We start from the raw sequence: 18,954 nt of genomic DNA on the forward strand, positions 1-18,954 counted from the left end.
CCTCGTCGCACTGGCTAGAACGTCCTGACCCGGTCGCTGAACCCGCGGTTCGCCAGCGTGTCTACGGCCTCGGCCAGGAGGAGGGTCCGCTGCCGACTGATCTCGGCCGCCCGCGACTTCTCCGACGCGTCGAGCCGCCGGGCGGCCACGGTGCCGTTGGCCCACAGCCAGACGCTGCGGACGAAGCCCTCCTTCTGCCGGGCGAGCGCCTCCGCCCGCAGCGCCCTGCCCTGCAGGTCGATCAGCTCCTCCCGCTCCGCCTCCCGGCGGGCGGAGGTGAGCAGCCGGCACACCGCGATGAGCACGTCCTCCGCGCCGTGCACCGAGATCCTGGTCGGCTTCCGGGTGCCGAACTTGGCCTTGAAGTCGAACCCACCGGGCGTCCCGGGGGATGCCTCCCACTCCGCGTTGAGCAGCTCCACACAGCCCAGGGTGTCCACCGGGCAGTACAGGATCTGTGCCTCGGGAGCGTTGGCCCGTACGTCGTCCAGGACGTTCGCGTACACCTGCTGCACCGTGTCGAGGAGTATCTGGCCGGCCGCCACGGTCCCGCCGTTGTCGGCGAAGTAGCTCTCGCACTTGACCGGCGTCAGGATCACCAGCGCCGGCTCCTCCGGCCGCATCGTCCGTTCCTTCGCCCACTCCTCGGCCACAGCCTGTACCTCGGGGGTGGTGAGGATGGCGGGAACGGCCCGCCGGTGCCGGGAGGAAGACGCTTCCATCAGCACGGTCGCGTCGATCGGGATGAGCAGCACACTGCTCTCCGCCATGAACGTGCGGCACCGCAGCCACTCCTCCTCCTGCTCGTCGGGGCGGGTGGTCGCCTTCAGCCAGCCACCGGGGAAGTCCAGCAGGCTCAGCCGGATGCCGGCACTCGACGCCCCGATCTCCAGCGCAAGGTCGAAGCGGACCGCGTCCTTGTTCCCGGCCAGTGCGCCGGCGTTGAACCTCCCGGACAGCACGGCGCCGTCCAGTTCGGTGCGCCGGTTCATGATGCGGATCTCCGTGGGCTTGCCCCGAGGCCTGAGCGTCACCCCTGTCCCACTGAGGATGCGCGAGCTGTCGGCCAGGATGGACGCGATGAGCGAGGTCTTGCCGACCCGGCTCGGGCCCAGTACACCGATCTTGAACTCCGGGGCCGACAGGCCGGTCGGGCTCATACCGCCGCACCTTCCAGCGTCTCCTGGACCGTTCTGCACGCCGACTCCACCGCGGCGAACCGGGCGTGGCCCGAGTCCAACCCCTCGTACACTCCCGGCCAGAGCTCATTGCGGTAACTCCGGGCGAAGCGGCGCAGGTCACGCTCGGCGTCGGCCGACCGGATCAGCAGGTCGTCGAAGTGCTCCAGCGCCGACAGCAGCACCGTGGCCGGCGTCATGGACTCCCGCAGCAGGGCCTGCCGCGTCCGGTGGGCGGTCTGTTCGGCCCGCTCGGAGAGGTACTCGTACAACTCCCCGGCGCCGGCCGGACTGATCTCGACCACGATCTGCGGCTGCGGCATGCCGGTCAGGGGATCACGCTGCTGCGGACGGAGCCGCTCCAGCTCGCGGTGGACCCTGGGGTGGAGCTGACTGCGGTAGTCCAGCCGCAGCTCCAACAGTCCCTCCACGGCCTCCTCCAGGGTGGGACAGGGCTCCGCGGCGGCACGGGCGAACCCGGCCAGAGCGCGCAGCCCCTGCTGACCCGGCCGCTCCGTGAGCAGTGTCCCCGTGTGACCGGCCAGCAGGGTGGTCACCTCGGTCCAGAGCCAGGCGACCCGGCGGTCGAAGTAGGTGTCCACCCTGGAGAAGTGGCGGCCGGTACCCACCCTGATCCGGTGCAGCTCGTCCGCCACGAGCCCGCCGCTGGAGAGCGCCACCCGCATGACGCGCAGTGCCTCCTCGCACCAGGTGCTCCGTGCCGTGTCCGGGTCGTCGTCCTGCGGCCCCGTGCCTAGGCCGGCTGCCAGCCAGCAGCGCAGCTGCCGGTGGGCGGCCTCCACGGCGGTCTCGTAGTCGGGGTCCGGGTCCTTCGCGTACGCGTACGTGCGCAGCTCCTCCAGCAGCACCGACAGATCGACGGCCAGGGACCGACGGAGCTCCTGTACCCGGACCTCGAGGTCCTCGGCCGGTGCCGCGCTGCGCGACCGGGCCCCGGTCAGCGCCTGCCGCACCTCGGCCAGCACCGCGACGACCCGCAGCGCGGCCACCTTCTCGGCTCGGCGCGTCCCGTTGAGGATGTCGTCGTCCATGACCGGCAGCGTGCGGGCGAGCCGGTCAAGCAGGGGACCCAGCAGTTGCGTGCCCACCGCCTCGGCGTCCTTCGCGTTCGTCTCGCGGACCGTGTACCAGCGGCCGTCCTGGCCACCGTTCACCTCTCGTTTGATGTGGTTCCGCAGGGCGGGAGCGCGGGTGTGGTCCTCGGAGGTGCCGACGTTCAGCAGCAGTTCGACGAAATTGCCACGCTGTTGGATGAAGCCGCGTACCTCGTCCAGCAGGCTGAGCGCCTTGGCATCCTCCTTGCCCCAGTACCCCATGCCTTCCACCGGCCGTTTCACCATCACGACCAGGTCCACTTCATGACGCAGGCCGACGACGTGATGCGTCTCCGACTGGACGTCGTTCTCCCCGAGGCCCGGCAGGTCCACGATGCCCAGGCTCGCCACATCGGCGTGCGGGAACGAGCAGTCGATCCGTGCGTCGCGCACAGCGAGATACGGGCGGGGGCAGGCGTCACCCGATTCCACTTGTTCGTCGGTGGGGTAGGCGACATAAGGACGGAGTTCGTCCAGGTCCAGGACGCGCTCGCCGCCGGTGAGGTCGGTCTCGTACGACCACAGTGCCTGCTGCATCTGCCGCAGTCGTACCAGCAGAGCCACGGGTTCCGAGTCTGCCGAGCCCTCCGGCTCCGGGTAGCGCCAGCAGCGGAACTCCTCCAAGGACATCGGCGCGGCAGGCAGGCCGATCTGGGCGTGGTACGGGTGTACCACCTCGGACAAGAAGGATTCCGAGTCGTGGAAACGGAGCACGGCCCGCTCAGGTCCGCTTGAGTGGAAGATCCGGCTGCGGACCGCGGTGACCGGCAACCCCGAACCGGTCGGGATCTGGGTGTCCGACAGCCCGGATATGGACTGCAGCAGGGTGCTCTTGCCTACTCGGGCGCGACCGCTGACCCCGATGTTCACGGTATCCCGGGCGAAGCGGGACGCTGCGGCGCGCAACAGCTCGTGCAGTTCGGCGACGGCGGCCTGGGCCGGTGGGAGGGAGGGCGCGGACAGCTGGACCCTCACCTCGTCGGAGAGGTCGGGATGGGCCGCCAGCCTCTTCAGAGAGCTCTGCAGTTCGGTCAGCCCCGCACTGACCGCGCTCCATCGGTGAGTGGCAGATTCGATGTGTGTCAGCCGTTCCCTGCGAGCGGCAATCAGCGCGGTCAGACGTATAGCGGTGTCTCCCACGAAAGCTCCCCCCGAAGCGTGACGAAGTGGGTGGCCAGCCTAGGGCTCGGCGTGCTGGCCCGGCAGTCGACGGACAACAGGGGGACGAACCATCTGTTGCGTGACAACTTGCTGTGCGCCGGGCGCGCGCGCCATGCAACGGGGGGCGATCATGCCTGGATGCAGCAGAGTCAGCCGGAAACCACTGCGGCGATGGCAGCGGCCTGGGCAACCAGGGCCGCGACCTTCTGGCCTGAATCGACCCACCTGTCGAGCATCGTCTGGAAGCTGTCCGGAGCCCACACCAAAAAGATGGTGTGGTTGGTGATACGCCGGGCATCGGCCGCAGACACGGTTTCCCACCATGCGTCAGTGCGGTCCGAAAGGCCGATCCAGGTTCCGTCGACTCCGTAGCGGTAGAAGCCCGTCTTGTGCACCGGGGCGTCGTTGCGGTCGCTGAAGATGACGTACGTGGCACCGTGGTACCCCCCGAACCACGTGAATGTGGCCGTGCGGGTCTGGGCCGCTATCTGGCCACTGCCGAGGTCCAGGCTTCCCCAGGTGCGCATCCAGTGGTTGGCGCCCAGGTGCACCAACCCGGAGTCGAACTGCCGGCTGCCGCTGACCGGCAACACACCAGCCATGGGTATCTGTTCCAGTTGTGCGGCGGAGAGAGTCCGGTGCGTGATGCTGTCCGGCTCGCGTGGGTCGAGTCCGGCTGCCATGAGACTGACAGGGCTGGCAATCCTGTGCCGCTGCCCATCCTTGATCAGGTAGGCAGCACCGTCCACGTCCGAGGTGATCACTTCCCTGCCTGGTGAGGCATTCGAGCTTTTGCTCAGCCCGAGCCCGCTCGGCGGTATCGAGGCCGCTTGACGGACCTGCCGCCGCTCTCCTCCTTGCTCGTACAGAGTGCGCACGATCTGGCCGTCATCCTCGTCCCTCGCGAGCCACCGGTTGCAGGGGAAGACATACCTGCTGTGGTGTGTCTCGTCTTCCGCGATGATTCGGTCGAGATACCATCCAGGCCGCCCATTGGCATTGTTGTGCCGGATGACCAGGCTGGTCAGCGGGCCCAGGTCGTCAGTTTCGAGGTTGAAGACATCGACTTGGCCCCATTCGAAGTTGTCGGCGGAGTTCGCGAGTTCACGTTCCCCGCTCGAGGTTGCGGTTCCGTCGGGCTTCTCACCCAGCAAGGTGATGTACACGTTGGCGTCGGTACCAGAGCCGTCTTCCGTGCCGGTCACAACAGTTACTCGGTATGTCACGGTCATGGCATCCCTCCTGCTCGCTCGACAATTGAAGCCAAGGATCTGGTTGTCGCCACTTCGTCCCCCAGAGGCGTGCGATAGCGCACTTCACCGCGCTCGATGTACCGGTGCAGCGCAAAGGGATGCAGGATGCTTACTGCTGCGTTCCTCGTTGGCGGAGTACTTTGAGGTCAGGGGAAGGGCCTGGATCGGTGTGGAGGTGTCATGCCGAAGGTGCTGTCGGCCTGCCCGGCCAGGGACGCGGCCGAGGAGAAGCAGATCCGGAAGCTGGCCGGTGCGCGGCATGTGCCGGCGGACTGGATGCTGCGAGCCACCATCGTCGCGTTGAGTTGGGACGGGCTGCGCGTTCCAGCGATCGCGGACCGGCTGGGCTGTCGGGAGAAGACGGTCCGCAAGTGGCTGCACCGGTTCAATGGACAAGGCGTCGACGGGCTCGGTGACCGGCCCGGGTGCGGACGCAAGCGCCGCATCACCGAAGCGGAGCGTTCCCGCATCATCGAGTTGGTCGGCTGCGACCCACCCGGACGGCTGGTGCGTGAGCCGTGGGGTGATCTGGCTGCCGAGAAACGGTACCGGGTGAATGGACCCTGGACACGCTGACCGCCGCTGCCCGACGCCAAGGCATCGATGTCCACCGCTCTCAGGTGCGGCGCATCCTGCTGGCCGAGGGGGTGCGGTGGCGTTGTACCCGGTCCTGGGCCAGCAGCCGCGGTCCGGACTTCGTCCCAGAAGGACGAACGTCATCGGTCTCTACACCGATCCGCCACCCGACACGACGGTGATCTGCGCCGATGAACTGGGTCCGGTCATCCCGCGCACGTTCCCAGCCGCGCCGGGCTGGTCGCCGGACGGGCACCGCATCAAGGCCGTGCTCGACTATGCCCGCGGGCCGGAAAGACCTGGGTCTACGGGGCCCTGCGGCCCGCGGACGGGCAGGCTCTCACCATGACGGCACCGTACCGTAGCAGCGTCCACTACCAGGCCTTCCTGCAGCAGCTTGAAGGGGCCAACCCGGTCGGCACCCTCGTGGTGGTGACGGACAACGCGTCCAGCCACAACAGCAAGTCAACCCGCGAATGGCTGGCGGGCCACCCACGCATTCAGCACACCTTCATCCCGGTCGGCGCCTGCTGGCTCAACCTGCAGGAAGGCTGGTGGCGCCTGTTCCGCAAGGCCGCTCTCGCGGGCCAATCCTTCGCCGACACAGACGAGATCGACCAGGCCACCCGCGTCGCCACCACCCAACTCAACACCTCTGCCCGCCCCCGGATATGGGGCCGGCCCAAGCCACCGACCCGCACCATGAGACGCCGCTTCGAGTACCGCCTTTGAGGAACGCAGCAGTAAGGTGCAATCCATACGATGTCCACCTGTCCGAATGCCAAAGCAGCAGGCCCAGGACACGTACAGTCGCGCTGGAAGGAAACGAAGCCGTGCATGGCGAGTACAAGGTGCCCGGCGGCAAGCTGGTCGTCGTAGATCTGGATGTCGAGGACGGTGTCCTGCGCAACGTGCGAGTCGCCGGGGACTTCTTCCTGGAGCCGGACGAAGCGATCCTCTCGATCAACGCAGCCCTTGAGGGTTCACCCTCATCGACGGACGCGGCAGGGCTGGCCGGCCGAATCACGGCAGCGCTGCCGGAGTCGACCGTGATGCTCGGGCTGACAGCAGAGGGCGTCGGCATCGCCGTCCGGCGCGCTCTGGCCCACGCGACCGAGTGGGGCGACTACGACTGGCAGCTGGTGCACACGGAGCCGCAGGCACCGGCCCTGCACATGGCGCTGGACGAGGTGATCACCGCCGAGGTGGCCGCCGGGCGGCGAGCCCCGACCCTACGGGTATGGGAGTGGGCCTCGCCTTCCGTGGTGATCGGCAGCTTCCAGTCCCTGCGGAACGAGGTGGACCCCGAAGGGGCCGCGAAGCACGGGATGACCGTGGTGCGCCGTATTTCCGGTGGTGGGGCCATGTTCGTAGAGCCCATGAGTACGATCACGTACTCCCTGTCCGTGCCGGAGTCCCTGGTCTCGGGCCTCTCCTTCGCGGACAGCTACGCCTACCTCGACGACTGGGTGCTCGGCGCACTCGGTGACATGGGCATCAAGGCCTGGTACCAGCCGCTGAACGACATCGCCACCGAGGCAGGCAAGATTGCCGGTGCGGCCCAGAAGCGCGTGGTCGGTCCTGATGGCGGCCCTGGAGCCGTCCTCCATCACGTGACGATGTCCTACGACATCGACGCCGACAAGATGCTCGAGGTGCTCCGCATCGGCAAGGAGAAGATGTCCGACAAGGGCACCAAGAGCGCCAAGAAGCGTGTCGACCCGCTGCGCCGGCAGACGGGCCTCGCGCGGGAGCAGGTCATCGAGAACATGGTCGCCTCCTTCCGCAATCGCTACGGGCTGACCGCTGGCGAAGTCACGGCGGAAGAGATGGCCCGCGCTGAGGAACTGGTGCGGACGAAGTTCGCAACCGAGGTGTGGACCGCGCGCGTGCCGTGAACGCCGCGCCCTGCCGGGTGCCGCCTCTCACCTGGCAGGGCGAGTAGGCCCTTGCCCATGGTCACGCCAGCTCGTAGTGTCTTCCCCGTCCGACCTTCGTGGAGCCGGGCAACACGATCACGTACTCGCTCTCCGTGCCGGAGGCGCTGGTGCAGGGCCTCTCCTTCCAGGACAGCTACGCCTACCTCGACGACTGGGTGCTCGGCGCGCTCGGCGACATGGGCATCAAGGCGTGGTACCAGCCGCTGAACGACATCGCCACGGACCAGGGGAAGATCGCCGGTGCCGCCCAGAAGCGCATGGTCGGACCGGGCGGCGGGCCCGGCGCCGTCCTGCACCACGTGACCATGTCGTACGACATCGACGCGGACAAAATGGTCGAGGTGCTGCGCATCGGCCGGGAGAAGCTCGCCGACAAGGGCACGAAGAGCGCGAAGAAGCAGGTGGACCCGCTGCGCCGCCAGACCGGGCTGGCGCGGGAGGCCGTCATCGGGCGGATGGTCGAGTCGTTCCGCGGGCGGTACGGGCTGACGGACGGCAAGGTGACGCCGGAGGAGCTGGCCCGCGCGGAGGAACTGGCCCGGACGAAGTTCCGCTCGGCGGAGTGGACGGCACGGGTTCCGTAACGGTCGGACGGCACGGGTTCCGTAACGGTCGGACGTGCCGCTCGGGAGGGGGGTCTCACCGGGGGGAACCTCAGCGGTACTGTCCGGGAGCCCCCTCCGCGCTCGTCCAGGCCGTCGTCCCGAGGACGTTCTCCGGGCCGATGTCCAGCGGTTCCGGCAGGCGTACGTTCGTGGGGGTGCTGCCGTCGCCCGGGCCCACCCGCAGATAGACGCCGTCCTCGGCCGCCATCCGCCAGTAGAGCCCGGCCCGCGCGCTCTCGCCCGGGGCCAGCGTCACCGTCTTCGGGCCGGGGTCCTCCGGGGCCATCGGCACCTGGTCCGTGCCCTGGACGCTGCGCACCGCCGGGATCGGTTCGCCCGTGTCGTCGAGGACCTCCAGGTAGGGGTAGCCGCGCAGCCGGTAGGACCGTTCACCGCAGTTGGTCAGGGTGAGCGTCATCGCGCGCAGTCCCATGGCGCCGTCCACCGCGCCGGTCGAGTACCGCACCCCGGACGCCGGGCAGCCCTCCGCCCGCTGCACCGGCACGGACGCCGACGGGGAGGGCGACGGGACCGCCGTGAACGTCGGCACGGGCGACGGAGTGGTGCGCGTCGGCGACGGAGTGGGCCTGCGCTCCGGATTGCGCTCACGGTCCAGTTCGGCGGAGAGCCCACAGCCGGCCGCGCCGAGCGCCAGCAGACAGACGAGGGCGGTGCCGCGCACGGGCCCCCGGGGTATCGCGATCACGCGCCGATCATCGCACGCTCCTTGCGGGCCGGTGCCTCACCGGGCGTCCCGCCGGGCGGTGACCAGCCCCGACTCGTAGGCGAACACGACCAGCTGGGCCCGGTCGCGGGCGCCGAGCTTGGTCATGGCGCGGCTGATGTGCGTCTTGGCCGTGTAGGGGCTGATGACCATGTGGGCGGCGATCTCCTCGTTCGACAGTCCGCGCGCGGCGAGCGCGGTGACCTCGCGCTCACGGCGGGTGAGGGCCTCGAGTCCGGGCGCGGCGGTGCGGTCCGGGGGCCGGGAGACGAACTCGCCGATCAGGGTGCGGGTGACGGACGGCGAGAGCAGCGCCTCGCCGCGCGCGACGACGTCGATCGCCTGCAACAGGTCGGCGGGCTCGGTGTCCTTGAGCAGGAACCCGCCGGCCCCGGCCCGCAGCGCCTCGAAGACGTACGCGTCGAAGCCGTAGTTGGTGAGGATCACGACGCGGACGCCGGACAGCCTGGGGTCGGCGGCGATGTGCCGCGTCGTCTCGATGCCCGTCATCACCGGCATCTGTACGTCGATGAGCGCGACGTCCGGCACCAGCTCCCGCACCAGGGCGAGCCCCGCCCGGCCGTCGGCGGCCTCGCCGACCACCTCGATGCCGTCCTCGGCGTCCAGCAGGGCCCGGAACCCGGCGCGCATCAGCGCCTGGTCGTCGACGAGCACCACCCGGACCGGCCCGCCCGTACCGCCCGTGCCGTTCACGTGCCCGCCCCTGTCCCGCCGAGCGGCAGTTCCGCGCGGAGGGCGAAGCCGCCCTCCGGGCGCGCGGCGGCGTGCAGGGTGCCGCCCAGGGCGGTGACGCGTTCGCGCATACCGGTGAGGCCGATGCCGGGCACCGGCGGGCGGGACGGGACCGCGCTGCCGTCGTCGTCCACCCGCACCGTCAACAGGTCGCTTCCGTAGTCAAGTTGGACCGTCACCTTGGCCGGGCCCGCGTGCCGGGCGGCGTTCGTCAGACCCTCCTGGACGATGCGGTACGCCGCGCGGTCCACGGCCGCCGGGAGCGGGCGTTCGTCGCCGGTGACCGCCAGACCGACGGCGAGGCCCGCCGTGCGGGCGCGCTCCACCAGCAGGGCGGGCGTCCCGGTGGGCTCGTCGGTGCGCAGCACCTCCAGGGTGGCGCGCAGTTCGCGCATCGCCTCGCCGCCCGCCTCCTGGATGGCGAGCAGCGCGGGCGGCACCTCCTCGCCGTTCTTGCGGGCCAGGTGGACGGCGACGCCCGCCTGGAGCTTCACGATCGAGATGCTGTGGGTGAGCGAGTCGTGCAGCTCCCGGGCTATGCGCAGCCGTTCCTCGCCCGCCCGGCGCAGGGCCGCCTCCTCGCGGGTGCGCTCCGCCTCCAGGGCGCGCTGCTCCGTCTGGCGCAGGTACGCCTGCCAGTTGCGGTCCGCGAGGCCCGTCACCAGCGCGCACAGGAACCAGCCCGCGAGGAGCAGCGTGTCCGCGAGCCCGTCCCCGGCCGTCGCCCCCGTCGTGGCGTACGCGGCGAGGAAGAGCGCGCTCGCGACGGCGGCCGGGGCGCGGTGGCCCGCGCGGGACGCCGTGTGGACGGCGCCGATCAGCGGCAGCGCCGCGAGCGCGCCGGGCCGGGCGTGCAGCACGTACGCCGTCGTGGCCGCGGCGGCGACGGCCAGCACCGCGCGCGGCGCCCGCCGGTACCCGGCGAGGGCCGCCGAACCCACCGCGATCAGCGCGTAGTCGGCCGGGGCGGCGGCCTCGGAGGCGGCCGCCGTCATGACGAGGGCGCCGACGACGAGCGCGAGCGCACCGTCGGCCGACCACCGGCGGACCTCTGGCTTCACCTGCATGTCCCGCACGGTAGACGGCGGCACCGACAACCGCGTCACCCCTGTGGACGGCTCCCGGACTACTCCCCGCGCAGTAGTCGCGGCCACCCACGGCCCGCGCGGCGCAGCCCGCGATGTCTCCCCCGGTACGACGACGGCGGGCACCGCCCCGGGCGAGAGTGGTCCCCGGCCGCCGCCCCGGTACGGAAACGGCGGCCCGGCACCGTACGGCGGCACGGTCGCGCGGAGGACACCGTCCGGCTCCCGGACGCTCCCCGCCCGCTCCCGGGGGAGCGCCCGTGCCGCCGTACCGCCCGTACCGCCGTACCGCCCTTACCGCCGTACCGCCCGTACCGCCGTACCGCCCGTGCCGCCCGTACCGCCCGTACCGCCCGTACCGCCCGTACCGCCTGTACCGCCCGTACCGCCCGTACCGCCCGCCTCGCCCCGCCCGCACCCGCCAGCACCGCCGTCATGAGGAGTCCACCGTGCCCGGTCCCTTCCGTCACACCACCCCGCCGCCGCCCACGCGGGCCACCGGTGTCGTCGCCGACGTCTACGCCCAGCTCGCCGAGGACTTCGGCATCGAGCGGGCCACCACCTTCGTCGTGCTGTCCTCGGCGCCCGAGGTGCTGGCGCCCGCCTGGGCGCTGATGCGGGAGTCGCTGATCGCGGGCCCCGGCACCAGGACGGGCAAGGAACTCGCCGCCTACGGCGTGTCCGAGGCCAACCGCTGCCCCTTCTGCGTGGACGCGCACACGATGCTGCTGCACGCCACCGGCGATCACGCCCTCGCGGAGACCCTGGCGCGCGGCGGCACCCCGGCCGACGAGGGGCACGCGCGCGTGCTGGCGTGGGGCAGGGCGACCCGCACTCCGGGGTCCCCGGAGCTGACGCCGTTCCCCTTCCCCGACGCGCACGCTCCCGGGTACCTGGGCACGGCGCTCGCCTTCCACTTCATCAACCGCGTGGTGTCCGCGCTGCTGACCGAGACCCTGCTGCCGTACAACGCCCAGCGGCTGCGGGCCGTGCGGAGCCTCCTGGGCCGCTCGGTGGCGAGGACGGTGCGGCGGCGGGCCGTGCCCGGCCGGTCCCTGGCGCTGCTCGGCGAGGCGGGCTCCGCACCCGGGCCCGGGTGGGCGCGGGGCACGGCCGCCGGACCGGCCTACGCGGCGCTCGCCGGGGCCGCCGCCGGAGGCGCGGAGCTGCTGGACGCGGCCGACCGGGCGCTGGTCGGGCACGCGGTGGCCGCCTGGGACGGTTCGCATCCGCCGCCGGCGTGGGACGGCCTGCCGGACCGTTCCCGGCCGGGCGCGCGGATCGCGGTGCTGGCCGCGCTGGCCCCCTACCGGCTCACCGACGAGGACGTGTGGGCCTGGCGGCGGCCCGCGTACACCGACGGCTGTCTGGTGCGTCTCGTGGCATACGGGGCGTTCGCCGCGGTCGACCGCATCGCGTCCGCTTTCGGGCCGGGTGTCGCGCCCGCCGCGGAGGGCCCGTTCACGGCCCGGCGACAGTGAGCACAGTGACCGCACAGGTACGGAGCGAGTTCGCACTTCCGCCCCACAGGGAGTCGTGTGACACTGGCGTCCCGTCCGCTGTGCGGACTCCTTCCGCACCGTCCCCCACGAGAAGTGCGCCGTGCGTTCCCTACCTCTGCCGCTCGCTCTGACCGCGCGTCTGCTGCCCGTCGCCGTGCTCGCCGCGGCCGGCTGGGCGCTGTCGTCCGGTCCGTTCGCCACGACCGCGACCGCCGAGCACGAATCGTCCGAGAAGAAGACCGGTACCGCCACCGGCGAGGCGTCCGCGCCCGCGAGCTCGGCGGCGGCCAAGACGTACACCACCTCCCCCGCGCCGTGCGAGGGCCTGAGCTCGGCGACGGTCAAATCGCTGGTGCCGGGCGCCAAGACCGCCGGGCAGGAGATCGCCTCGACGGACGAGGCCGTACGTCGCACCTGCTCCTGGAACGCCCTCAAGGAGTACGACTACCGCTGGCTCGACGTCTCCTACGAGATCAAGGAGTCGGACAGCGCGGCGGAGAAGGCGTACAAGGAACGCACCGAGGAGAAGAGCGGCGGCGGTTCTGTGCCGGGCCTTGCCGACGCTGCGTACTCGGTGGTGAATCTGACCACCGAGGACAAGCAGCAGACGCGCGAGGGCGTGGTGCTGGCCCGCGCGGCCAACGCGCTGATCGTGATCACGTACAACGGCAGCGACTTCGAGACGAAGAAGGCGCCCTCCACGGATGTGATCAACAAGGGCGCGATCAAGGCCGCGAAGGAGGCGGTGGCCGCGCTGGAGAAGGCTCGCTAGAGCCCGCTCCCGCGCGGCCCGCCGCCCTTCAGGCCCGTTCCCGCCTGGACGCCATCAGCAGGGTGTACAGGACGAGCGAGGAGCCGAGCCCGACCGCCCAGCCGTAGTCCGCGAGCGGTTTGAGGAGCGGGATCAGACCGTCGACCGGGAACGGTCCCTGTTTCGCGCCCTTCGCGTCCACGGTGGAGTACGAGCCGCCGACCGCGAGGACGCCGCCGACGGCGAAGGCGAGGACCGCCCGCCAGTTCCAGCCGGACGAGTACCAGTACCGGCCGCCGGGTGTGTACAGGTCGGCGAGGTGCAGGACGGTGCGGCGGACGATCCAGTAGTCGGCGATGAGGATGCCGGCGACGGTGCCGAGCAGACCGCCGACGACGCCGAGCCAGGTGAAGATGTACAGCTCGGGTGTCGAGGTGAGTTTCCACGGCATGATCAGGACGCCGACGACGCCCGTGATCAGCGCGCCGGTACGGAAGTTGATGAATTTGGGCGCGAGGTTCGCCAGGTCGTAGGCCGGGGAGACGACGTTGGCGGCGAGGTTCACGGAGATGGTCGCGATCAGCACCGTGACCAGGCCGAAGAGCAGCCCGAAGACGCTGTCGGCCTTGGCGGTCAGCTCGACCGGGTCCCAGATCGGCGTCCCGTAGACCGCCTCGGAGCCGGAGGTGACGAAGACGGAGAGCAGGGCGAAGGCCGTCATGGTCGTGGGCAGGCCGAGGGTCTGGCCCCAGACCTGGGCGCGCTGCCCCTTGCCGAAGCGGGTGAAGTCGGGGATGTTCAGCGACAGCGTGGCCCAGAAGCCGATCATGCCCATCAGGCCGGGGAAGAAGACGGACCAGAAGTCGGCGCCCCAGCCGAGCTCCGAGGGCTGGTCCAGGAGGGTGCCGAGGCCGCCCGCCTTGACCGCGATCCAGATCAGCAGCACGACCGCGCCGACGAGTACGAAGGGCGCCGCCCAGTTCTCGAAGCGGCGCAGGGTCTCCATCCCTCGGTAGATGATGGCGAGTTCGAGCAGCCAGAAGAGCCCGAAGCACACCCACAGGGTCCACGGCCGGCCCGCCACGTGGGAGGCGTCGGCCCAGCCGCCGAAGATGTTGCCGAGCAGCAGGAAGATCCCCTGCCCGCCGATCCAGGTCTGGATGCCGAACCAGCAGCAGGCCACGGCGGCCCGGACCAGCGCGGGCAGATTGGCGCCGCGCAGCCCGAACGAGGCCCGCGCGAACACCGGGAACGGTATGCCGTACTTGGGCCCGGCGTGCCCGGTGAGCAGCATCGGGACGAGCACGATCAGGTTGGCGAGCGCGATGGTGAACACGGCCTGTTTCCAGTCCATGCCGAGCGCGATGAGCCCGGAGGCGAGCGTCCAGGAGGGGATGCAGTGCGCCATGCCGATCCACAGGGCGACGAAGTTGTACGTCGTCCAGTGGCGGTCGGCGAGCGGGACGGGCCGCAGGTCGTCGTTGGCGAACCGGCTGCTCACCGGATAGGCCCCGGGGGTGAGTTCCGTCCGGCCTTCGGCGTCGGTGGTCTCGGGGGCCGGCGGCCCCGTGGGAACGGTGTCTGTCATGGCAGGCCAATCATGGGGACGGGACGGGAAAGGCCGTGCGGGTGGTTCCGTCGGGGGGCGGGTGCGGTGGGGTCAGCCGTTGACGGCGGGGATGACGGTGGTCCCGTACGCCTCGATGACCGCCTCCTGCGCGTCGTGCATGTCGTAGAGGGCGAACTGGTCGACGCCGAGGGCGCGCAGCGCGGTCAGTTTCTCGATGTGCCGCTCGGCGGGGCCGATAAGACAGAACCGGTCCACGATCGCGTCGGGCACGAACGCGGTGTCGGGGTTGCCGCTGCGCCCGTGGTGCGCGTAGTCGTAGCCCTGCCGGGCCTCGATGTAGTCGGTCAGCTCCCGCGGCACCACTGCGGAGTGGTCGCCGTACCTCGCGACGAGGTCGGCGACGTGGTTGCCGACCATGCCGCCGAACCACCGGCACTGCTCGCGCGCGTGGGCGAGCGCTTCCGGCGAGTCGTCCTCGGTGACGTACGCGGGCGCCGCGACGCAGATTGTCACCTCCGCCGGGTCGCGCCCGACGGCGACGGCGGCGTCCTTCACCGCCTTGACCATGTACTCGGTGAGGTAGAGGTCGGCGAGCTGGAGGATGAACCCGTCGGCCTCCTCGCCGGTCAGCTTCAGCGCCTTCGGCCCGTACGCGGCCATCCAGACCGGGAGTGCGGCGCCGGGGCGCACCCAGGGGAACCTGACGACGGTGCCGCCGAGATCGGCCTCGTCGCCGCGCGCGAGCGCCCGGATGACCTTCATCGCCCCGCTGATCCGGGCCAGGGTGTCGGGCCTGCGCCCGGCGACCCGCATCGCCGAGTCGCCGCGGCCGATGCCGCACACCGTGCGGTTGCCGAACATGTCGTTGAGGGTGGCGAAGGTGGAGGCGGTGACCTCCCAGGTGCGGGTGGAGGGGTTGGTCACCATCGGGCCGACGGTGAGCCTCCGGGTCTGGGCGAGGATCTGGCTGTGGATGACGAAGGGCTCCTGCCAGAGCACCGCCGAGTCGAAGGTCCAGCCGTAGCGGAAGCCGTTGCGTTCGGCGCGCTTCATCAGGCTGACGACCCGGGAGGCCGGCGGGTCGGTCTGCAGGACGAGTCCGAAGTCCATGGGCCGCGCCTCCTAGTCCAGGTACTGACAGGTGGAGCGGGGCGTGTAGACACCGTGCCCGGCGCGGCCGGTGAACTCCCGCTCGGTGATGACGAATTCGCCGCGCGAGAGCACGGTCTCGACCCGCCCGGTGACCCGCTTGCCCTCGTAGGCGGAGTAGTCGACGTTCATGTGGTGCGTGTCCGCGGACAGGGTCTGCCCGGCGTGCGGATCGTAGATCACCACATCCGCGTCGGCGCCGGGCGCGATCGTGCCCTTCTTCGGGTACAGGCCGAACATCCGGGCCGGGGTGGCACAGGCGATCTCGATCCAGCGGCGGCGCGAGATGTGCCCGTCGACGACGGCCTGGTGCAGCAGGTCCATCCGGTTCTCCACGCCCGGCAGACCGTTGGGGATCTTCGAGAAGTCGCCGCGGCCCAGCTCCTTCTGGCCGGTGAAGCAGAAGGGGCAGTGGTCGGTGGAGACCACCTGGAGGTCGTTGGTGCGCAGGCCCCGCCACAGGGCCGCCTGGTGCTCGCGCGGGCGGAGCGGCGTGCTGCACACGTACTTGGCACCCTCGAAGTCCGGCTCGGCGAGGTTGTCGGTGGACAGGAAGAGGTACTGCGGACAGGTCTCGCCGAAGACCGGCAGACCCTCGTCGCGGGCGCGCGCCAGCTCGGCGACCGCCTCCGTCGCGGAGACGTGCACGACGTACAGCGGTGCCCCCGCCACCTGCGCGAGCCGGATCGCGCGGTGGGTGGCCTCGGCCTCCAGGAGCGCCTTGCGGACCTCGCCGTGGAAACGCGGGTCGGTCTCGCCGCGGGCCAGCGCCTGTTCGACCAGGACGTCGATGGCGATGCCGTTCTCGGCGTGCATCATGATCAGCCCGCCATTGCCGGCGGAGCGCTGCATGGCGCGCAGGATCTGCCCGTCGTCGCTGTAGAAGACGCCCGGGTACGCCATGAACTGCTTGAAGGAGGTGACACCCTCCTCCACCAGCAGGTCCATCTCCTTGAGGGTGTCCTCGTTCACATCGGAGACGATCATGTGGAAGCCGTAGTCGACGGCGCACTTGCCGTCCGCCTTGGCGTTCCAGGCGTCCAGGCCCTCGCGCAGCGAGCCGCCGACGCTCTGCACCGCGAAGTCGACGATCGTGGTGGTGCCGCCCCAGGCGGCGGCCCGGGTGCCGGTCTCGAAGGTGTCGGAGGCGAAGGTGCCGCCGAACGGCAGCTCCATGTGGGTGTGCGCGTCGACGCCGCCCGGGATCACGTACTTGCCGGTGGCGTCGAGGGTGCGGTCGGCCGTCCACGCCTCGGCGGCCGGGGTGCCCGACGCGGCGAGGGCGGCGATCCGGCCGTCCTCGATCAGGACGTCGGCGTGCAGTTCGTCGGAGGCGGTCAGGACGAGGCCCCCGCGGATGACGGTACGGCTCATGCTGGTGTTCCTTCCGGTCGGCTCACCCGTTCAGGCCCTGAGCGCGCGGTCGAGGATCGCCGCGCCCTCCTCCGCCTCGGCGACGGTGAGCGAGAGCGGCGGGGCGATGCGCAGCACGCTGGTGTCGTGGCCGCCGCCCTTGCCGAGCAGCAGGCCCTCGGCGCGGGCCCGTTCGAGGACGGCCGCGGCGGCCTGCGGATGCGCCTCGCCGGTGCCGGGTTTGGCCAGCTCCACGCCGATCATCAGCCCCCGGCCGCGCACTTCGCGGACCTCGGGCACCTGGGTGGCGATGGCCCGCAGCCGCTCGATGAGCAGGCCGCCGACCCGGCGGGCGTTGCCCTGGAGGTCGTGTTCGATCAGGTGGTTGAGGTTGGCGAGCCCGGCCGCCATGGTGACCGGCGAACCGCCGAAGGTGGAGATGGAGTTGGCGTCGAGGCAGTTCATGATCTCGGCGCGGGCGACGACTCCGCCGATCGACATGCCGTTGCCGATGCCCTTGGCGAAGGTGAGCAGGTCGGGCGGGCCCGCGGCGGCGTGCGCCTGCCAGCCCCAGAAGTGGTCGCCGGTGCGGCCCCAGCCGGTCTGCACCTCGTCGGCGATCCACAGCACGCCGCGCTCGGCGAGCACCTCGCGGAAGGCGGCGTAGAGGCCGTCGGGGGGTGCGGTGAAGCCGCCGACGCCCTGGACCGGTTCGGCGATCAGGGCGGCGGGCGCGCGGACGTGGCCGAGCAGGTCCTTCAGGTCGGCGACGCAGGCCGCGATGAAGCCGGCGTCGTCGAGGCCGGCGTACGGGCCGCGGGTGCGGACGCCGCCGTGCACGTACAGCGTCTGCAAGGGGGACAGGGAGGTCGGGGACCAGCTCTGGTTGCCGGTGATGCCGACGGCGCTGAACGAGCGGCCGTGGTAGCTGTTGCGCATCGCCAGGATCTGGTTGCTGCGGCGGTGGGCGGTGGCGAGCAGCAGGGCGGTGTCGTTGGCCTCGGTGCCCGAGGTGGTGAAGAAGACGCGGGCGTCCGGGATGCCGGACAACTGGGCGATGCGCTCGGCGAGTTCGACCATGGGCCGGTTGAGGTAGAGCGTGGAGGAGTGGATGATGCGTCCGGCCTGCTCGGCGACGGCCTTGGTGACCTCGGGCAGCGCGTGCGCGGTCATGGTGGTGAGGATGCCGCCGAAGAAGTCGAGGTATTTGTTGCCGTCGGCGTCCCAGACGTGACGGCCCTCGCCGTGGGTGATCTCCAGCGGGTCGGCGTAGTAGAGCGCCAGCCAGTCCGGCAGGACGGCCCGGTGCCGTGCGTACAGGTCGCTCACGGCCGCACCAGCCCCTCGTACGCGTCCGGGCGGCGGTCGCGGTAGAACGCCCACTGCTGCCGGACCTCCTCGATGAGGCCGAAGTCGAGGTCGCGGACGACGAGTTCCTCGGTCTTGTCGTTCGCCGGCTCGCCCACGAACTGGCCGCGCGGGTCCACGAAGTACGAGGTGCCGTAGAAGTCGTTGTCCCCGTACTCCTCCCGGCCCACCCGGTTGATCGCGGCGACGAAGTACTCGTTGGCGACGGCGGCGGCCGGCTGTTCGAGCTGCCACAGGTGGGCGGAGAGGCCGCGGGAGGTGGCGGACGGGTTGTAGACGAGCTGGGCGCCGTTCAGGCCCAGTTGCCGCCAGCCCTCCGGGAAGTGGCGGTCGTAGCAGATGTATACGCCGATCTTCCCGACGGCGGTGTCGAAGACGGGCCAGCCCGCGTTGCCCGGTTTGAAGTAGTACTTCTCCCAGAACCCCTTGACCTGCGGGATGTGGTGCTTGCGGTACTTGCCGAGGTAGGAGCCGTCGGCGTCGATCACTGCCGCGGTGTTGTAGTAGAAGCCGGACTGCTCGGTCTCGAAGACGGGGACGACGATCACCATGCCGGTCTCCCGGGCGAGGTCCCGCATCCGCCGGACGGTCGGCCCGTCCGGCACGGGCTCGGCCCAGCGGTAGTGCTCCGGCTCCTGGACCTGGCAGAAGTAGGGCGCGTTGAAGACTTCCTGGAACCCGATGACCCGCGCGCCCTGCCGGGCCGCCTCGCGGGCGTGCTCCTCATGCTTGGCGATCATGGATTCGGTGTCTCCGGTCCAGGTGGCCTGGACCAGGGCGGCGCGTACGACAGTGGCCATGAGCTGCTCCTTCGACGTGACGTCAGAGAGCCTCTACGCCCGTAGACAAAGGCTGTAGAGGCTCGAAAGTA

At 70.8% G+C, this 18,954-nt stretch carries 16 protein-coding genes and 1 pseudogene; 6 read left to right on the forward strand and 11 right to left on the reverse strand.

All coding sequences use genetic code 11. The features are described 5' to 3' along the window. Positions 1 to 14 precede the first annotated feature (14 nt). The 3 genes from ACFV6E_RS22250 to ACFV6E_RS22260 all read right to left on the reverse strand — a co-directional run bounded on the left by ACFV6E_RS22250 (position 15) and on the right by ACFV6E_RS22260 (position 4,686). Positions 15 to 1,160 (reverse strand): hypothetical protein, encoded by a 1,146-nt coding sequence (locus ACFV6E_RS22250; RefSeq protein WP_385463897.1) that lies wholly within the window; start codon positions 1,158 to 1,160, stop codon positions 15 to 17. After that, entirely contained in the window at positions 1,157 to 3,433 is a 2,277-nt protein-coding gene (locus ACFV6E_RS22255) for a hypothetical protein (RefSeq protein ID WP_385463900.1), read from the reverse strand. Before ACFV6E_RS22255 ends, ACFV6E_RS22250 begins: the two co-directional genes overlap by 4 nt. Before the next feature lie 170 nt (positions 3,434 to 3,603). After that, complete coding sequence (locus tag ACFV6E_RS22260) at positions 3,604 to 4,686, reverse strand: PLAT/LH2 domain-containing protein (protein ID WP_385463902.1); 1,083 nt, start codon at positions 4,684 to 4,686, stop codon at positions 3,604 to 3,606. Positions 4,687 to 4,887: 201 nt separating this feature from the next. On the opposite strand from ACFV6E_RS22260, the gene ACFV6E_RS22265 reads away from it, so the two are divergent. From ACFV6E_RS22265 to ACFV6E_RS22280, 4 genes and pseudogenes are all read left to right on the forward strand, one after another. After that, entirely contained in the window at positions 4,888 to 5,283 is a 396-nt protein-coding gene (locus ACFV6E_RS22265) for a helix-turn-helix domain-containing protein (RefSeq protein ID WP_385463905.1), read from the forward strand. A 315-nt stretch (positions 5,284 to 5,598) separates the two neighbouring features. Further along, positions 5,599 to 6,015: a transposase gene (locus tag ACFV6E_RS22270; RefSeq protein ID WP_385464005.1), complete on the forward strand. Its 417-nt coding sequence runs from the start codon at positions 5,599 to 5,601 to the stop codon at positions 6,013 to 6,015. A 101-nt stretch (positions 6,016 to 6,116) separates the two neighbouring features. Continuing rightward, on the forward strand, positions 6,117 to 7,181 hold the full coding sequence (locus tag ACFV6E_RS22275; RefSeq protein ID WP_385463908.1) for a lipoate--protein ligase family protein: 1,065 nt from the start codon (positions 6,117 to 6,119) through the stop codon (positions 7,179 to 7,181). Between the two features lie 95 nt (positions 7,182 to 7,276). Then, positions 7,277 to 7,807 (forward strand): annotated as a pseudogene (locus tag ACFV6E_RS22280) (biotin/lipoate A/B protein ligase family protein); the annotation flags it as partial. Between the two features lie 70 nt (positions 7,808 to 7,877). On the opposite strand, the gene ACFV6E_RS22285 reads toward ACFV6E_RS22280, so the two are convergent. The 3 genes from ACFV6E_RS22285 to ACFV6E_RS22295 are packed head-to-tail and all read right to left on the reverse strand — an operon-like array spanning position 7,878 to position 10,372. Next, complete coding sequence (locus ACFV6E_RS22285; RefSeq protein ID WP_385463911.1) at positions 7,878 to 8,534, reverse strand: DUF4232 domain-containing protein; 657 nt, start codon at positions 8,532 to 8,534, stop codon at positions 7,878 to 7,880. A 36-nt stretch (positions 8,535 to 8,570) separates the two neighbouring features. Continuing rightward, entirely contained in the window at positions 8,571 to 9,266 is a 696-nt protein-coding gene (locus tag ACFV6E_RS22290; RefSeq protein ID WP_385176320.1) for a response regulator, read from the reverse strand. Beyond that, on the reverse strand, positions 9,263 to 10,372 hold the full coding sequence (locus ACFV6E_RS22295) for a sensor histidine kinase (protein ID WP_385176317.1): 1,110 nt from the start codon (positions 10,370 to 10,372) through the stop codon (positions 9,263 to 9,265). The genes ACFV6E_RS22290 and ACFV6E_RS22295 overlap by 4 nt, the downstream gene beginning before the upstream one ends. Positions 10,373 to 10,839: 467 nt before the next feature. On the opposite strand from ACFV6E_RS22295, the gene ACFV6E_RS22300 reads away from it, so the two are divergent. Continuing rightward, complete coding sequence (locus tag ACFV6E_RS22300) at positions 10,840 to 11,871, forward strand: carboxymuconolactone decarboxylase family protein (RefSeq protein WP_385463914.1); 1,032 nt, start codon at positions 10,840 to 10,842, stop codon at positions 11,869 to 11,871. 121 nt (positions 11,872 to 11,992) lie between these two features. Further along, on the forward strand, positions 11,993 to 12,664 hold the full coding sequence (locus ACFV6E_RS22305) for a hypothetical protein (protein WP_385176311.1): 672 nt from the start codon (positions 11,993 to 11,995) through the stop codon (positions 12,662 to 12,664). 28 nt (positions 12,665 to 12,692) lie between these two features. Here ACFV6E_RS22305 and ACFV6E_RS22310 read toward each other — a convergent pair whose 3' ends face one another. From ACFV6E_RS22310 to ACFV6E_RS22330, 5 genes are all read right to left on the reverse strand, one after another. Further along, positions 12,693 to 14,231 (reverse strand): NCS1 family nucleobase:cation symporter-1, encoded by a 1,539-nt coding sequence (locus ACFV6E_RS22310; RefSeq protein ID WP_385463917.1) that lies wholly within the window; start codon positions 14,229 to 14,231, stop codon positions 12,693 to 12,695. Positions 14,232 to 14,303: 72 nt separating this feature from the next. Beyond that, positions 14,304 to 15,323 carry a TIGR03842 family LLM class F420-dependent oxidoreductase gene (locus ACFV6E_RS22315; protein ID WP_385463920.1) on the reverse strand — a complete coding sequence of 340 codons (1,020 nt, stop codon included), beginning with the start codon at positions 15,321 to 15,323 and terminating at the stop codon, positions 14,304 to 14,306. Positions 15,324 to 15,335: 12 nt separating this feature from the next. Beyond that, positions 15,336 to 16,736, reverse strand: coding sequence for a dihydropyrimidinase (hydA, locus tag ACFV6E_RS22320; RefSeq protein WP_385162213.1), 1,401 nt, complete (start codon positions 16,734 to 16,736; stop codon positions 15,336 to 15,338). A gap of 30 nt (positions 16,737 to 16,766) precedes the next feature. After that, a complete protein-coding gene (locus ACFV6E_RS22325; RefSeq protein WP_385162215.1) occupies positions 16,767 to 18,044 on the reverse strand; it encodes an aspartate aminotransferase family protein in 1,278 nt (425 codons plus the stop codon). Further along, positions 18,041 to 18,883, reverse strand: a complete 843-nt coding sequence (locus ACFV6E_RS22330; protein ID WP_385463923.1) for a nitrilase-related carbon-nitrogen hydrolase — start codon at positions 18,881 to 18,883, stop codon at positions 18,041 to 18,043. Before ACFV6E_RS22330 ends, ACFV6E_RS22325 begins: the two co-directional genes overlap by 4 nt. Between the last annotated feature and the right edge of the window lie 71 nt (positions 18,884 to 18,954).

The organism is Streptomyces sp. NPDC059785, assembly GCF_042732375.1.
Lineage (GTDB): Bacteria > Actinomycetota > Actinomycetes > Streptomycetales > Streptomycetaceae > Streptomyces.

Bases quoted from the DNA above. Each gene is read 5' to 3' on its own strand.
- ACFV6E_RS22250 (WP_385463897.1), bottom strand. From the start codon at position 1,160: ATGAGCCCGACCGGCCTGTCGGCCCCGGAGTTCAAGATCGGTGTACTG.
- ACFV6E_RS22265 (WP_385463905.1), top strand. From the start codon at position 4,888: ATGCCGAAGGTGCTGTCGGCCTGCCCGGCCAGGGACGCGGCCGAGGAG.
- ACFV6E_RS22260 (WP_385463902.1), bottom strand. From the start codon at position 4,686: ATGACCGTGACATACCGAGTAACTGTTGTGACCGGCACGGAAGACGGC.
- ACFV6E_RS22330 (WP_385463923.1), bottom strand. From the start codon at position 18,883: ATGGCCACTGTCGTACGCGCCGCCCTGGTCCAGGCCACCTGGACCGGA.
- ACFV6E_RS22315 (WP_385463920.1), bottom strand. From the start codon at position 15,323: ATGGACTTCGGACTCGTCCTGCAGACCGACCCGCCGGCCTCCCGGGTC.
- ACFV6E_RS22295 (WP_385176317.1), bottom strand. From the start codon at position 10,372: ATGCAGGTGAAGCCAGAGGTCCGCCGGTGGTCGGCCGACGGTGCGCTC.
- hydA (WP_385162213.1), bottom strand. From the start codon at position 16,736: ATGAGCCGTACCGTCATCCGCGGGGGCCTCGTCCTGACCGCCTCCGAC.
- ACFV6E_RS22310 (WP_385463917.1), bottom strand. From the start codon at position 14,231: ATGACAGACACCGTTCCCACGGGGCCGCCGGCCCCCGAGACCACCGAC.